At 64.9% G+C, this 13,465-nt stretch carries 16 protein-coding genes; 8 read left to right on the forward strand and 8 right to left on the reverse strand.

All coding sequences use genetic code 11. The features are described 5' to 3' along the window. The first annotated feature begins 77 nt into the window (after positions 1 to 77). From ROJ8625_RS03370 to ROJ8625_RS03390, 5 genes are all read left to right on the forward strand, one after another. Entirely contained in the window at positions 78 to 1,070 is a 993-nt protein-coding gene (locus ROJ8625_RS03370; RefSeq protein WP_234984150.1) for an ester cyclase, read from the forward strand. A gap of 117 nt (positions 1,071 to 1,187) precedes the next feature. Further along, on the forward strand, positions 1,188 to 1,397 hold the full coding sequence (locus ROJ8625_RS03375; RefSeq protein ID WP_085790412.1) for a YgaP family membrane protein: 210 nt from the start codon (positions 1,188 to 1,190) through the stop codon (positions 1,395 to 1,397). Positions 1,398 to 1,425: 28 nt separating this feature from the next. Continuing rightward, entirely contained in the window at positions 1,426 to 2,313 is an 888-nt protein-coding gene (locus tag ROJ8625_RS03380; RefSeq protein WP_085790413.1) for an MBL fold metallo-hydrolase, read from the forward strand. An 84-nt stretch (positions 2,314 to 2,397) separates the two neighbouring features. Further along, the gene (locus ROJ8625_RS03385; RefSeq protein WP_085790414.1) at positions 2,398 to 4,077 is read left to right on the forward strand and encodes a bifunctional protein tyrosine phosphatase family protein/NAD(P)/FAD-dependent oxidoreductase; all 1,680 of its coding nucleotides are present in this window, start codon (positions 2,398 to 2,400) and stop codon (positions 4,075 to 4,077) included. A 122-nt stretch (positions 4,078 to 4,199) separates the two neighbouring features. Further along, positions 4,200 to 5,942 carry a SulP family inorganic anion transporter gene (locus tag ROJ8625_RS03390; RefSeq protein WP_085790415.1) on the forward strand — a complete coding sequence of 581 codons (1,743 nt, stop codon included), beginning with the start codon at positions 4,200 to 4,202 and terminating at the stop codon, positions 5,940 to 5,942. Positions 5,943 to 6,114: 172 nt separating this feature from the next. On the opposite strand, the gene ROJ8625_RS03395 is transcribed toward ROJ8625_RS03390, so the two are convergent. The 6 genes from ROJ8625_RS03395 to ROJ8625_RS03420 form a co-directional block, all read right to left on the reverse strand. Beyond that, entirely contained in the window at positions 6,115 to 7,179 is a 1,065-nt protein-coding gene (locus ROJ8625_RS03395) for a tyrosine-type recombinase/integrase (RefSeq protein ID WP_234984151.1), read from the reverse strand. Positions 7,180 to 7,443: 264 nt separating this feature from the next. Continuing rightward, the gene (locus tag ROJ8625_RS03400) at positions 7,444 to 7,932 is read right to left on the reverse strand and encodes a MerR family transcriptional regulator (protein ID WP_085790417.1); all 489 of its coding nucleotides are present in this window, start codon (positions 7,930 to 7,932) and stop codon (positions 7,444 to 7,446) included. A gap of 130 nt (positions 7,933 to 8,062) precedes the next feature. Next, a complete protein-coding gene (locus tag ROJ8625_RS03405) occupies positions 8,063 to 8,287 on the reverse strand; it encodes a hypothetical protein (RefSeq protein ID WP_085790418.1) in 225 nt (74 codons plus the stop codon). Then, complete coding sequence (locus ROJ8625_RS03410) at positions 8,284 to 8,487, reverse strand: hypothetical protein (protein WP_085790419.1); 204 nt, start codon at positions 8,485 to 8,487, stop codon at positions 8,284 to 8,286. Before ROJ8625_RS03410 ends, ROJ8625_RS03405 begins: the two co-directional genes overlap by 4 nt. Continuing rightward, positions 8,484 to 8,879, reverse strand: coding sequence for a hypothetical protein (locus ROJ8625_RS03415; protein ID WP_085790420.1), 396 nt, complete (start codon positions 8,877 to 8,879; stop codon positions 8,484 to 8,486). Before ROJ8625_RS03415 ends, ROJ8625_RS03410 begins: the two co-directional genes overlap by 4 nt. Before the next feature lie 69 nt (positions 8,880 to 8,948). Beyond that, a complete protein-coding gene (locus ROJ8625_RS03420) occupies positions 8,949 to 9,104 on the reverse strand; it encodes an Arc family DNA-binding protein (RefSeq protein WP_085790421.1) in 156 nt (51 codons plus the stop codon). An 86-nt stretch (positions 9,105 to 9,190) separates the two neighbouring features. Between ROJ8625_RS03420 and ROJ8625_RS03425 the strand changes: the two genes are divergently transcribed. The 3 genes from ROJ8625_RS03425 to ROJ8625_RS20540 all read left to right on the forward strand — a co-directional run bounded on the left by ROJ8625_RS03425 (position 9,191) and on the right by ROJ8625_RS20540 (position 10,723). Then, entirely contained in the window at positions 9,191 to 9,511 is a 321-nt protein-coding gene (locus ROJ8625_RS03425) for a hypothetical protein (protein ID WP_085790422.1), read from the forward strand. A 218-nt stretch (positions 9,512 to 9,729) separates the two neighbouring features. After that, positions 9,730 to 10,230, forward strand: a complete 501-nt coding sequence (locus tag ROJ8625_RS03430; protein WP_143535025.1) for a hypothetical protein — start codon at positions 9,730 to 9,732, stop codon at positions 10,228 to 10,230. A gap of 190 nt (positions 10,231 to 10,420) precedes the next feature. After that, positions 10,421 to 10,723: a hypothetical protein gene (locus ROJ8625_RS20540; RefSeq protein WP_143535026.1), complete on the forward strand. Its 303-nt coding sequence runs from the start codon at positions 10,421 to 10,423 to the stop codon at positions 10,721 to 10,723. Positions 10,724 to 10,731: 8 nt separating this feature from the next. Here the strand turns inward: ROJ8625_RS20540 and ROJ8625_RS03435 are convergent, their stop codons facing one another. Further along, positions 10,732 to 11,085 carry a phage tail assembly chaperone gene (locus tag ROJ8625_RS03435; RefSeq protein ID WP_085790424.1) on the reverse strand — a complete coding sequence of 118 codons (354 nt, stop codon included), beginning with the start codon at positions 11,083 to 11,085 and terminating at the stop codon, positions 10,732 to 10,734. Next, positions 11,082 to 13,400 (reverse strand): hypothetical protein, encoded by a 2,319-nt coding sequence (locus ROJ8625_RS03440; protein ID WP_085790425.1) that lies wholly within the window; start codon positions 13,398 to 13,400, stop codon positions 11,082 to 11,084. Before ROJ8625_RS03440 ends, ROJ8625_RS03435 begins: the two co-directional genes overlap by 4 nt. Positions 13,401 to 13,465: the final 65 nt, after the last annotated feature.

Raw genomic sequence — 13,465 nt, forward strand, 5'->3', positions numbered from 1 at the left:
TTACGGGAACGCTAGACACCGGAGAAGGCACGTGGCAAGCTCTTTTTGCAATCGTGTGCAAAAATGAAAGAGTCCCCGTGCTCGTGACCGATCAGCGCGCCAGTCTGCATGCCGGCCTGTCCGCCATGCTGCGTGCCCCCGACGCAGAATTCGACGCCAGCGTCGCGCGAATCTTCTCCGAATCCTGCCGCGTGCACCTGTCCGCGCCCTTCTACCCGCTCGACGGGACGGAGGCTCTGATCGCAGGGTTCCTCCGGCCGCTCCGCACGGCATTCGAAGGCATCCACCGGCGCGACGAGATCTTCATCGCAGGGGACAACCGGCGCGACACGGGCGGCCATTGGGCCGCGAGCGTGGCCCACTACGTCGGCAATTTCCGCGCTCCGTTCGCGGGCATACGTCCCTCCGGCAGGCTCGCCTTCCTGCGCGCCGGCGAGTTCTACCGCATCGAGGGTGGCCGCGTGACCGAGGCGCGCCTGATCCTCGACCTGCCGGACCTGATGCGCCAGGCGGGACGGATGCCCTTCCCGCAAGAGCTCGGCACCGAGATGCTGTTTCCGTCGCCGGCGACCCACGATGGCGTGCTCCCGCAGACTGGGTCCGGCGCGGAAAGTCTCGACGTGGTGGAGCGGATGCTAAGCGACCTGCACGCCTACGACCCGCAGACCTTCGAGAGCGCGGCGCAGACCGGCGCTTCGGGTGCGTGGGCCGACGACATGCTGTGGTACGGGCCGTCCGGGATCGGTGCGAACTATCGCTGGTCGGGCTTCGTGAAGGATCACCGTGCGCCGTTCCTGACGGCCTTTCCCGATCGTAAGGGCGGCAATCATTACTGCCGGATCGGTGACGGCAATTATGCCGCCGTGTCCGGATGGCCGTCGATGACGATGACGCATCTCGGCGACTACCTGGGCGTTCCGGCGACCCATCGGGCGCTGACGCTGCGGGTCATGGATTTCTACCGCATCGCCGGTGGGCGGATCGCGGAGAACTGGGTGCTGCTCGACTACCTCGATCTCTTCGCGCAGATGGGCATCGACCTCGTGGCGCGCTCAAACGCGATGGAATGAGCGAGCGCCCGCACCGGCAGTTTCCGACCTCCCGGCGCCGCTCTGTGACCTAGTCACAAACAGTCCGACGCCTGCCGTGGCAGTCTGGGATCACATCGATTCCAGAGGAGATCGGACATGACTCGCAACATGGGAAACGTGGATCGCGCGCTGCGCCTTGTGGCCGCCGCGCTCCTGCTCTGGGCGGCCTTCGGCACGGCCGTCGCCGCGACCGGTGCGCTGCACTGGCTCGCGATCCTTGTCGCAGGCGTCTTCGTCCTGACGGCGCTCGTCGGGATGTGCCCGCTCTACCGGGTCATCGGGCTCAAGACCTGCCGCGCCTGCTGATCGCCACACGACAAGGAGGAGGAGATCCATGAAGGACTACGTCACCGACACCACCGTCAAACCCGAGGTGACCGGCTTTTTCGATCCGGCGACCAACACCATATCCTACGTGGTCAAGGATCCCGGCTCGTCGGCCTGCGCCATCGTCGATTCGGTCATGGACATCGACTATGCAGCAGGGCGGATCACTTACGACCACGCGGACGAGATCATCGCCTACGTGAAGGACAACGGCCTCACGCTGGAATGGCTGATCGAAACGCACGTGCACGCCGATCATCTTTCGGCGGCGCCCTACATACAGGGCCAGCTCGGCGGCAAACTCGGCATCGGGCGCAACATCACCATCGTGCAGGACACGTTTGGCAAGATCTTCAACGAAGGCACCGAGTTTCAGCGCGACGGGTCGCAGTTCGACCGGCTGTTCGATGACGGCGACAGCTACAATGTCGGCGGGATGGCGTGCTTTGCCATTCACACGCCGGGCCATACCCCGGCCTGCATGACGCACGTCATGGGCGACGCCGCCTTTGTCGGCGACACGCTGTTCATGCCGGACGGCGGCTCGGCCCGGGCAGACTTTCCGGGGGGCGACGCGAGCGAGCTTTACGACTCGATCCAGAAGGTTCTGAGCCTGCCGGACGAGACCCGCTTGTTCATGTGCCACGACTACGCCCCGAACGGACGCGACATCCAGTGGGAGACCACCGTCGCCGACGAGAAGGCACACAACATCCACGTGGGCGGCGGCAAGACCAAGGACGAGTTCGTGAAATTCCGGACCGAGCGGGACGCGCAGCTCGACATGCCGCGGCTGATCATCCCGTCGCTGCAAGTGAACATGCGCGGCGGAGAGCTTCCGCCCGCCGACCAGCACGGCAAGCGGTTCCTGAAGGTCCCGGTCAACACGCTCTGACCCCGGCCGCGACGCACCTCGCGGGCGGCCCGCAGCGCGGCGCCGCCGGACACGCCCCAATCGTCCGGACGCTCGGGAGGAGACATGGACATTCACACGATCGATGACAGGCTCGCGGTCAGCCCGCAGATCACCGCCGCAGACGTGGCCGCCCTCGCGGCCGAAGGCTATCGCGGCATCATCTGCAACCGCCCTGACGGCGAAGGCGCCGACCAGCCTTCTTTCGAGGAAATCGAGCGCGCCGCATCCGAAAACGGGCTCGAGGCGCGCTATCTGCCGGTCACCACCGGCATGGTGCGCGACGCCGATGCCGAGGCGTTCGCAGAAGCCTTGCGCACCCTGCCCGGCCCGGTCCTCGCCTATTGCCGGTCCGGCACGCGGTCGGCGACGCTCTGGGCGCTGTCGGAGGCCACGGCCCGACCGCTGCCCGACATCCTCGCGCGGACCAAGGCCGCCGGGTACGACATGTCCGGCGTGGCGCGGCGCATCGCCAATGGCGGCAAGACCCCGACAGACACCGGCGACGCGCATTACAAGGTCGTCGTGGTCGGGGCCGGCGCAGGCGGGATCGCCGTGGCGGCAAGCCTGAAGGCCCGCAAGCCCGGGCTCGAGATCGCGGTGATCGATCCGGCCGATATCCATTACTATCAGCCGGGCTGGACGATGGTGGGCGGCGGGATCTTCGAAGCCTCCGACACGGCCAAGACCATGGGCAGCCTGATCCCGTCGGGCGTCACGTGGATCAAGGCGGCCGTCGCCGCCTTCGAGCCGCAGAGCGACGCGGTGATCCTGGACGGGTGCCGGGTGGTGAAATACGACCGGCTTATCGTCTGCCCGGGGCTGAAGCTCGACTGGCACGGGGTCGAGGGGCTCGTCGAGAGCCTTGGCCGGAATGGCGTCACCTCGAACTACCGCTACGATCTCGCCCCGTACACCTGGCAGCTCGTGCAGCAGATGCGGTCGGGCGCCGCGCTGTTCACCCAGCCGCCGATGCCGATCAAGTGCGCCGGTGCGCCACAGAAGGCGATGTATCTCTCGGCCGACCACTGGCACCGGACCGGGCGCCTGTCCGATATCGACATCCACTTCTGCAATGCGGGAGGCGTGCTCTTCGGCGTGAAGGACTACGTCCCGGCGCTGATGGAATACGTGAAGAAGTACGACGCCAGCCTCGACTTCTTCCACAATCTCGTCGCTGTCGACGGCCCCGCGAAACGGGCAACATTCGAGGTGAAGCACCCCGAGGAGGCGCCGCGTCAGGTGACGATGGATTTCGAGATGATCCATGTCTGCCCACCGCAGACCGCGCCGGACTTCGTTCGCGTCTCTCCGCTCGCCGATGTGGCCGGCTGGGTCGATGTCGATCAGGCGACCCTGCGGCACAAGCGCTTCGACAACATCTGGGCCCTCGGCGACGTGACCAACGCGCCCAACGCCAAGACCGCGGCCGCCGCGCGCAAGCAGGCGCCGACGGTGGCCGAGAACGTCATCGCCGACATGCGCGGACGCTCGGCGGTGGCGCAATATGACGGCTACGGATCGTGTCCGCTGACGGTCGAGCGCGGCAAGATCGTGCTCGCGGAATTCGGCTACGGCGGCGCGCTCAAGCCGTCGTTCCCGACTTGGCTCGTCGACGGCACACGACCGACCCGCGCGGCATGGCTCCTGAAGGAGCGGATGTTGCCGCCGATCTACTGGAAGGCCATGCTGCGTGGACGCGAATGGATGGCGAAGCCCGCCAGGCTGACGGCGGCTGCCGAGTAGGCGACCGACCCCGCGGACGGACGCCCCTCTTCCCCGTCCGCTCGCCGACCTCTCCACCGGGACGCCGCCCCAGGCGTCCCGTGTCTGCTCCTCGAAGACCGAACCACAGGACCGGCCCGACGATGCGCCTTTCTCTCGCCCGCTACCTGCCCGTTCTCGACTGGGGCCGGCGCTACGACCGCGCGGCGTTCGCGAACGACCTGATCGCGGCGGTGATCGTGACGATCATGCTGATCCCGCAATCGCTGGCCTACGCGCTCCTGGCGGGGCTGCCGCCCGAAGCCGGGATCTACGCCTCGATCGCGCCGATCCTGCTCTATGCGGTTTTCGGCACGTCCCGCGCTCTGGCGGTCGGGCCCGTGGCGGTGGTGTCGCTCCTGACCGCCTCCGCGGTCGGCCAGGTCGCCGAGCAGGGCACGGCGGGCTACGCGGTAGCCGCGCTGACCCTCGCGGGGATGTCGGGGGCGTTCCTGGTCCTTCTGGGCGTATTCCGGCTCGGCTTTCTCGCGAACTTCCTCAGTCACCCGGTGATCGCGGGCTTCATCACCGCATCGGGGATCCTGATCGCCACCAGCCAGCTCAAGCACATCCTCGGTATCCAGGCGCACGGCCACACGCTGATCGAGATGGTGGGCTCTCTCGTGGCGCATCTCGACCAGATCAACCCGATCACCCTCGTCCTCGGTGTCGCCGCGACGGGGTTCCTGTTCTGGGTGCGCCGCGGGCTGAAGCCGCTGCTGCGCCGGATGGGCGCCGGGCCGCTCCTTGCCGATGTCGCGACGAAGGCCGGGCCGGTGGCGGCGGTGGTGGCGACGACGCTCGCGGTCTGGGGGTTCGGGCTCGCGGACCGGGGCGTGGCGATCGTGGGCAGCGTGCCACAGGCGCTGCCGCCCCTCACCCTGCCCGGCGTGGCACCGGACCTGATCCGCCAGCTCGCCATCCCGGCCATCCTGATCTCCATCATCGGCTTCGTGGAATCGATTTCGGTCGCGCAGACGCTCGCCGCGAAGAAGCGCCAGCGCATCGACCCGGACCAGGAGCTGATCGGCCTCGGTGCGGCCAATCTCGGCGCGGCCTTCACCGGCGGCTACCCAGTTACGGGCGGGTTCGCGCGCTCGGTCGTGAATTTCGACGCGGGCGCCGAAACCCCGGCGGCCGGCGCGTTCACGGCGATCGGGCTCGCTATCGCAGCGGTGTCGCTGACGCCGCTGGTCTACTTCCTGCCCAATGCAACGCTGGCCGCGACGATCGTCGTCGCGGTCCTCAGCCTCGTGGACTTTTCCATTCTGCGTCGCACCTGGGACTATTCACGTTCGGACTTTGCGGCAGTCGCCGCGACGATCGTGCTGACCCTGACGCTCGGCGTAGAGATCGGGGTCGCATCCGGCGTACTGCTCTCCGTCGCGCTTCACCTGTTCAAGACGTCGAAGCCGCATGTCGCCGAGGTCGGGCTGGTGCCGGGCAGCCACCATTTCCGCAACATCAATCGCCACGACGTCGCGACAGACCGGCACGTCCTGACGCTGCGGATCGACGAAAGCCTCTACTTCGTGAATGCGAGGTTTCTCGAGGACCTTGTGCAGGATCGCGTGACCGACGGCTGCGTGATACGCCACGTCGTGCTGATGTGTTCGGCAGTGAACGAGATCGACTTTTCCGCGCTCGAAAGCCTCGAGGCGATCAACCAGCGCCTCACCGATATGGGGATCGGCCTGCATCTCTCCGAGGTGAAGGGCCCGGTCATGGACCGGCTGCGGACAACGCATTTCCTCGACGAGATGAACGGCCGCGTGTTCCTGTCGCAGTACGATGCGTGGCAGGCCCTCGCGCGGCCCGAAATGGATCGTGCGAACGCCGCAGAATAGGGCGCGCAGCGACATCGCAAGAGGGGAGAATTCTGGTCGGAGTGGCAGGATTCGAACCTACGACCCCTGCCTCCCGAAGACACATCCAGCATGTTTGTTCTACCCTTGTGCGCTCTATGTCCATGCTTCGTTGCCGTTTCGTCGAAGCTTGAACGGTTGAAATTGTGCGGCCTCACAGTTTCCGCCCCCCGATTGCGGCAACCGCACCTTGTTGGTGGTCGGGGTGGTGATGAGCGTAGACCTTCGTCATCGTCTCCATGCTGACGCCGAAGTACCCGCTCAGCTCCCAGAGGTCGGCTCGTCCGGATTGGCAGGCCCACGTGATGGCCGTGTGCCGTAGCGTGTGCGGCGTAGCATCGTCGAGCTTCGCCGCGCGCGCTGCGGTGCGCCACGCTGTCTTGATCGACGCCACTCCCTGCCCCTCGTACGCGACGACCCAGCGCTCGCCGTGAGCTTCCCAACGACGCAGATGCCCGAGGAGGCGCGGCGCCACTCGGATGTGCGGGGTCTTTTTCTTGGTCTCGGCGACGCCGGGAGCGCGGCGGTAGAGTATGCCAGCCTCAGTATCGACGTGGCCGCCGTTCACGTTCCGCATGAAGCGCAGCCGGAGGATCGCAGACTTGCGCGTTCCGGTGTACAAGGCGACCAGCATGAAGCGCGCCAGGTGCTTGGCCTCGGGGTTCCGATACGCTGCCCAGAGCAGTCGAGCTGCTTCAGAACGCGTGAGCCATCGATCCTTCGGCGCCGGCTTGTCCGGGAGGTGTACCTTGGGCGGGTTGAGGATCCGCCCCTCCTCACGACAATAGTTGAATGCCGCACTGAGCACGCCGAGTTCCTTGCGGATTGTGCCGTCGGCAATAGGAGTGGTCTCGATAACTTCGCCGGTTTTGGGATCTTTCCGATGCCGCACGCGGCTGCGGCCGTAAGCCCGGCAGGTCTCTCGGTTGACCGCGTTGGCCGGCAGCTCGCCCCAGTAGTCGAGAAGGCTCTCAATAGCATATGCAATTCGCGTCGGGTCTTTGACCGCGCCGCTTGCGACGTGCTCCGTCGCGTAGAAGGTCAGAACCTCGGCTACGGTGATCTCGTCCGGCTGAGCTGGACCACCGGGGCGGCGGTCGCGCTGCGCGATGTATTCCGCGAGGCGCTTTTCAGCCTCGCCACGGTCTCGCGTGCCTGTTGAACGGTCCCCGCGGCCGGTGTCGCGGATGATCCAGATCCCGGTTTCGCGGCGCTGCATGAGGCGCGCGCCTTTCGCTCGCTGCGGCATTGATCCATGATCTCCGGCAAATCGTTGGGGTCGATACGCTTGCGGTTGCCCGCCATGATGAGTAGGCCGAGGTCGCGCGCGATCCGTTCGGTGGTAGCGACAGGGAATCCGAGATCGGATGCCGCCTCCTTCACCGTGATCGTCAATGCGCGCCTGGTCATTACTCTGGTCTCTCTGTCAGTCCGCCTCGGACAGTAGGACGTGTCGGTTTCGCTCGAATTAAAAGGATCGCCTTCAGTACCCTTCGAGCGGTTTACCTTCGGTCGCCGGCAGCACTCCGGCGAGTTCGTTCAGGTCAATCACGATGGTCGAGTGACCCCAGATCGAGAAGTTGGTCGGACCAGTGTGAGCCGCGTGGAACGCTTCGTCACAGGTCGGGCCGCAACCCCAGTTGATGTTCTCCGACAGTGCCCAGCCGCAAAACGCGAAGTAGCGGTTCTGGTAATACGGCTCCGACGGCTTCATCTCGCGACCCTCGAGATGAGAGACCATCACGTTTCCAGCGAAAAGACCTGTGCGCCAGCTGAGGCCCTCGCCATACAAGATCGACGCGATCTGCACCTTGCGAACGTCGGAACGGCTGTAGAGCCAGTGTCCGTTCGGCCCAGGCTGACCGATGCCGTTGCTCAAACCTCGTTTGTTCCAGTCGCGCACCGTGCTGACCGGAACGTTGGCGAGCGTTGCGAATTCACTGATCGACATGTTGCGAGCGAGATGCTCCATGATGCGCCTCTTAGGTATCCATTTCTAAGCACACTCCTAGAAACGGATACCTAAGTCAACAGCAACGATACGACGGGGGACTTAAAATCCCTTGCGCCGGAAGGGTGGTAGGCCCGGAGGGACTCGGACCTCAAAGCCTCCTCGTCGCAAAGTGCTCTCCGTACTCGACGCCGACCGCCTCGCAGAGCGCGCGAAGGTCATCGCCCTTCACGGCGACAAAGCCTGATCGGTAAGGAACGACCCTGGACATCACGGCTTCCACGAGAGCTGGGATGTCTGCGGCCTGAGAAGGCGTAGGCATGATGCCCAGCGTTGCCGTCGCAGCTGCGGAGGCAAGAAGGTCGCGGCGGTTCATGCTGCAAGATCCTTTGCTGCGGCTCGGTTGATTTCCGACAAACCTTTAAGAGCGGCGTCGAGACGTTCGAGAGCGGCGTCACATCCTTCCGCGATGGCCTTCTGATCATCGTCAGGCTCAATGGCGCATGTCATTTGGATCAGAGAGACCATGTGGCGAGCGCGAGCGATCTCGTCGCTGATGTCGAGAAGGTCGGTCATGCCAGCCTCCGCAATGCGCCGAGAACGTTCTCGGCGATCTGGCGATGCCAGTCGCAACCCCAATAATCGCGGCCATCCTCAATCAACCATTCCACCTGAGCAATGACGCCCTCGCGGGTCCGGGCCGGGGTGCTGGCGATCAGCCGGTCAATCTCGCGCTGACGCTCAAAGCAAGGTTCCATCGCCTTGTCGGTGATGTAGGTGGCCGTGTTGATGTGCTTGGTCAGGCGTTGCCACTCGGCCCACCATTCGAGGTGCGGGTCGCGCGGCGCGGCATGTGCAACAGCCGGCGCCACCGCTGCGGCCGGGATGGCAGCGAGAAAGCTGCGGCGAGGCATGGCGCCACGCGATACTTTCGGCTGGATTTCAAACGCGTTCTTGAGTACGTTCATGACGTGTTCCTTACTGTAGTGGGTGGGGACGAAAGGCCGTCGGGTGAGGTCAGATGCTCCCGGCGGCCTTTACTGTTGTGTGGCAGTCTCGTTCGCCCGGAAGCCCTCCAGGACATGGACGATGAAGTTGTTCATTGAGCGATCCTGCTCGGCCGCCTTCTGCTTGACCCATGCGCTCAGCTCTTCCGGCATCCGGAGGCCGAACGGGGCGCGTTGCTGTTTCATGCTTTCTCCAGTTAGCTTCCAATGGTCGATAACTACCAAAGGTCGCTAATTGCAGTCAACATCAAAGTTGGCTACCAAATGAAGCTATGGCAGATGAGGCCAAGTACCCGACGAGGATCGCTCCCTACGGCCTGCGCATTCCGCCGGACCTGAAAGCTCGCATACAAGCATCTGCCGACGAAAACGCGCGAAGCCTTCACGCTGAGATCATCCATGCGCTTGCTGAAAAGTACCCAGCCCCGCAGCCAGAGGGGTTCGAGGAGATGTACAAGCTCTTGATGACCCTGCCCGAGGGTGAGCGCGAGAGGCTGGTTTTCGAGGCCATGGAACGAGCAGGCGTCACACAACAGGACATTGATGACGGCCTCGTACCAGGCGTGCAAAACAAACCTTCATCCCAGGATTGAGTTAGTCGCCGCACTCTTGGGGTTGAGAGGCTATGCCACCATCTTGACCCGATCTCGGTCGAGCGTCGCGTTCTCAACGAGAATGTCGGCGAGGCAGGAGCGCGGTTGAGGCGGAAAGAGAACGCCCCACGCATGCCATGAAATTGACGCTTGATAGCGTCGAGCCCTCACGCTTCAGTGAAGTGCCGTTTCGCGGCTACAATACGTGAGGGACACACATGCGAAGAATTCTAGTTGGCGCTTCAATGCTCGCTTTGGCGGCATGCGTTCAGACCATCGAGACGACGACACCGTTCGATCCGAACGAGGTCGCTTTCATCAATCAACGGGGAGCGGCCGACATTACCGGTCAAGCGTTCCTGCGTCAGGCAGGGGGCGGCGTTGTGACGTGCGCCGGAGAGCAAGTGCAGCTGATCCCTGCCGGTACATTTGCCAAGGAACGTCTGTCGCAGTTGTACGGAAGCGTACAAGGCGGACGCATTGGCACAATGGTCGGAGCAAGCCAAGAGAATGTCGACCCGAGGTATCTCGAGATGGTCCGCACCTCTCAGTGCGACGCGGAAGGGGACTTCGAGTTCCGCAACGTGGCCAACGGAGATTACTACGTGCTATCCGGCGTACGCTGGACGGTCCCTGGAAGCTACATCCCCGAAGGTGGCTCTATGGCAAAGCTCGTTCAGGTCCGTAGCGGACAAGATCAGCGGGTTCTCCTGAACTGATTGAACATGAGACGGATGCGAACGGCACTATTCGTATCCGTCTCTCCCCATTACTACCCAGTTTAAGTATCGCAGATGGGAAGAAGAGTAAGGAAAATATTGAACTCGATCCGCGATACTCAGTTCAACATTTCTGTTACGAAGTTCTCGAAAAGTCTGACTGCGCGCTGTCAACATCAGGGGAAGCACAATGGCTGAACCAGTCTCAATCAACATTGACGGCGAAAGCTGTCCTGTGATCTGCGCTAGGTGCAAAGAGCCGATCTTCTTTATTGGCGAGGTCGATACTGAAGTCGGCGAAGTAGGGTGTACGGCATGCGAAAACGTCTCACCAGTCAAAGAGGCGGCTCGTGAAGCGCTCGATTTTGCGAAAGCGGAAGCTCAACTGCGCTTGAACCAGACGCTCAAAGACGAAGCCCGAAAGAGCAAATTCATGACATTCTCCGGACAGCTCTCGCACAACAGGACCTACCGATTTCTGGTGGACTTCTGAGATCCACGTTAACCCACCGCGAGATCGAACAGAGCCGGGGAGAGCGCGTGCCCCGACGACCGGGGCAGCGCCTTCGTTCCCTGAGGCACGTCCTCGGCCCGGTACGCATGCTGCATGTAGGCGGCGTCCATCGCGGTCAGGATCGCGACGTGGTGCGGCTCGAGCGGCATACGCATCAGGCGCGCCCAGGCCTCGATCTCGGAATGGCTGATCGGGTTCGGCCCGACGGGACCACAGGACCGCGCCCGGGACAGCGTCATGAAGCAATTCCAGAGAACGGAAGAGCCCTCGGGTGCGCGGGCCGAGCCGCCGGCCAGGTGATCCCGGAGCGCGGCGCAGAGGCGATCTGCCTGTCGGCTCATGTGTTCGTCTCCCGATACTGAGCCATGCGAGCGGGGATGCGTCGGTCCATGGTGCGCATCCCGGACTGCACGAGGCTGAAGGCGTGGTTGTCCGCGCGTTGCAGGATGCGAGCCTCGAGGTCCGGCGAGAGCGACACCTCGACGGTCGACGTGCCGGACACGGGCTGCTGACCACCGCCGGCCGACTGCCGCAGCGCGGCCTGAGCCTGCGGCACGGTCAAGACCCCGCCGTTCTGGCTCGGCACGAAGACCTCGGACCGCGGCGTGCGCTCGTTGACCAGGTAGGCGCCGCCCGCGCGCACCGGGCCGCCGGCCGCGCGCTCGCCCGACAGCAGCTTGCCGAGGAACCCGAAGATGCCCCCGCCCCCTCCGGCCTCGGCCGCGTTCAGGAAGGCCGTGCGAACCTGCACCTTGGCGATCTCGATGAGCAGCGCGCGCAGGGCGTCACCCGCGCTCTGCGAGCCGGACAAAATACCCAGGAAGAGATCGGCCATCCTTTCCGCGCCGCGCTCGGCGTGCTCCTCCATCTTCTCCAGCCGCGTCGCCGCTCCCTCGGCCGCCACCCCGGCGTTAGAGTAGGCCAGCGCGAGCTCGTCGATCTCGGCTTTCAGCTCTGGTGTGACCGCCTTGCCCGCCTCCTGCGCCGCGTAGAGCAGCTCGGCCTTCTTCCGCGCGTACTCGATGGCATCGCCGAACTCGCGTCCGCTCTCGGCGACCGCCACCAGCGCCGTAGCCTCGGCTTGCAGCTCAGCAACGTTCTTCCGCGTGCGCTCGATCTCCTGCTGGTACTCGTCGAGCTTCTGCCGCGCGGAGCCGCCGCCCCCGCTGCCACCGCCGCCGCCGCCGGTCGTCGGCTCGGGATCGGGAATGCCGAAGCTGGCATTGACCGAAGGCAGTTGCGGCCGCGGCGATGTCTCCGGAGCAAGCGATCCGTCGCGGCCGCCCATGTAGAGCCGGGGATCGCTGCCCCGCCCGCTGTAGACCTTGGCACCGCTGTCGCCCCCAGAGGATGCGCCGGCTGCTGCTTCGACCTCGGCGCGGGTCTGGCGAGCCTGGGCGGCGGCCTGCGCGAGCGCCCCGATCAGCCCGCCGATCCGCGAGATGACGCCGCCGAAGCTCACGCCGTCGATCTCGCCGAGCGCCTCGACCGTGTCGCCGGCCGCGCTGGTGGTGGTTTCGATCTCGCCGCGGAACGTTTCGGCATCGATCCGGCCATCCCGGAACGCCGTCGCGGTTCCCTCGATTTCGCGCGCCATCGCCTCGAGGTCTAGCGCGGCGTTCCCGTAGCCTGCCGCGGCCAGCTCGGCGGAGATCTCGAAGAGCGCCGACGACAGCCCGTAGGCATCGGCCGTCAGCTCCTTGTAGCGAAGCGCGAGATCCTCCAGCGATGCCGCCTGCTCTTCTCCGACAGGCGCGAGGCTCGTCTCGCCGGTGAGTTGCTGGAGGCGTTCCAGCTGCGTCAGGACCTGGTCCGCGCCGTCGACCGTGAAGGCATCGTCGAGGGCATCGGCGAGTTCGACGACGACCGTCTTCGCCATGGTCGAGACCCGGGCGGAGACCTCGGCGAATTTCCGGTCGAGTTCGGCCGCCTTGGCGATGGTCTCCTCGTCCATGACGATGCCGAGTTCATGCGCCCGCGACATGAGCTGCCGAACGCCTTCGTCGCCCTGGCTCAAGAGCTGCACGAAGCGCTCGCCGCCGGTGCCGCCGAAGACCTCGTCGGCCACCCTGATCTGCGCGGCGCGGTCCAGTCCTTCGAGACGGTCGATGATGTCGAGGAAAAGCTGCTCGGGCCGCTCAAGTTGGCGCTCCAGATCGCGCGCACCGTAGCCGAGCCGTCGGAAGGCTTCCTCCGCCGGGCCCTTGCCGGTCTGAATGAACTCGTCGGCGCGCAGCTGCAACTCCTTCAGGCCGTCGACCATCGAGTCCACGTCGATGCGGTTCTGCTCGGCGACGAACTTCAGCTCCTGGAACGCTGTCACACTCACGCCCGCGCGTTGCGCCTGCGCTTCAAGATCGGCCATGCTGCGGATCGCGGTGCGCGCGCCGGTGGTGATCGCGGCCATGCCGGCCGCCACGGCGCCGGCGGCGAAGGCCCGGCCCATCGCACCGATCCGGGTCGAGGTTGCGGCCAGCGCCTGGTTGATGCGCGTCGTGGAGCGGATCATGTCCCGCTCCATCGCTGTCGCGGTGCCGCGCGAGTTCCGCCGCAGGCCGGTGTAGGTCTTCGTGCCCTGGCGCTCGGCCTTCTGCATGTTTCGCTCGAAGTCGCGGATCCGCGCTTCGAGGGCAACGATCAGGCGTTCTTCATCCATCTTGCCGGAACCCTTTACCGAATGATTTAGTCGGGATAATCATTATGCGTCCAACAGGGGACACG

It is taken from the genome of Roseivivax jejudonensis, from assembly GCF_900172265.1.
GTDB classification, from domain to species: domain Bacteria; phylum Pseudomonadota; class Alphaproteobacteria; order Rhodobacterales; family Rhodobacteraceae; genus Roseivivax; species Roseivivax jejudonensis.

Excerpts from the sequence above, each read along its gene's own strand:
- ROJ8625_RS03375 (WP_085790412.1), top strand. The coding sequence starts at position 1,188 with ATGACTCGCAACATGGGAAACGTGGATCGCGCGCTGCGCCTTGTGGCC.
- ROJ8625_RS03380 (WP_085790413.1), top strand. The coding sequence starts at position 1,426 with ATGAAGGACTACGTCACCGACACCACCGTCAAACCCGAGGTGACCGGC.
- ROJ8625_RS03385 (WP_085790414.1), top strand. The coding sequence starts at position 2,398 with ATGGACATTCACACGATCGATGACAGGCTCGCGGTCAGCCCGCAGATC.
- ROJ8625_RS03390 (WP_085790415.1), top strand. The coding sequence starts at position 4,200 with ATGCGCCTTTCTCTCGCCCGCTACCTGCCCGTTCTCGACTGGGGCCGG.
- ROJ8625_RS03395 (WP_234984151.1), bottom strand. The coding sequence starts at position 7,179 with ATGCAGCGCCGCGAAACCGGGATCTGGATCATCCGCGACACCGGCCGC.
- ROJ8625_RS03400 (WP_085790417.1), bottom strand. The coding sequence starts at position 7,932 with ATGGAGCATCTCGCTCGCAACATGTCGATCAGTGAATTCGCAACGCTC.
- ROJ8625_RS03405 (WP_085790418.1), bottom strand. The coding sequence starts at position 8,287 with ATGAACCGCCGCGACCTTCTTGCCTCCGCAGCTGCGACGGCAACGCTG.
- ROJ8625_RS03410 (WP_085790419.1), bottom strand. The coding sequence starts at position 8,487 with ATGACCGACCTTCTCGACATCAGCGACGAGATCGCTCGCGCTCGCCAC.
- ROJ8625_RS03415 (WP_085790420.1), bottom strand. The coding sequence starts at position 8,879 with ATGAACGTACTCAAGAACGCGTTTGAAATCCAGCCGAAAGTATCGCGT.
- ROJ8625_RS03420 (WP_085790421.1), bottom strand. The coding sequence starts at position 9,104 with ATGAAACAGCAACGCGCCCCGTTCGGCCTCCGGATGCCGGAAGAGCTG.
- ROJ8625_RS03425 (WP_085790422.1), top strand. The coding sequence starts at position 9,191 with ATGGCAGATGAGGCCAAGTACCCGACGAGGATCGCTCCCTACGGCCTG.
- ROJ8625_RS03430 (WP_143535025.1), top strand. The coding sequence starts at position 9,730 with ATGCGAAGAATTCTAGTTGGCGCTTCAATGCTCGCTTTGGCGGCATGC.
- ROJ8625_RS20540 (WP_143535026.1), top strand. The coding sequence starts at position 10,421 with ATGGCTGAACCAGTCTCAATCAACATTGACGGCGAAAGCTGTCCTGTG.
- ROJ8625_RS03435 (WP_085790424.1), bottom strand. The coding sequence starts at position 11,085 with ATGAGCCGACAGGCAGATCGCCTCTGCGCCGCGCTCCGGGATCACCTG.
- ROJ8625_RS03440 (WP_085790425.1), bottom strand. The coding sequence starts at position 13,400 with ATGGATGAAGAACGCCTGATCGTTGCCCTCGAAGCGCGGATCCGCGAC.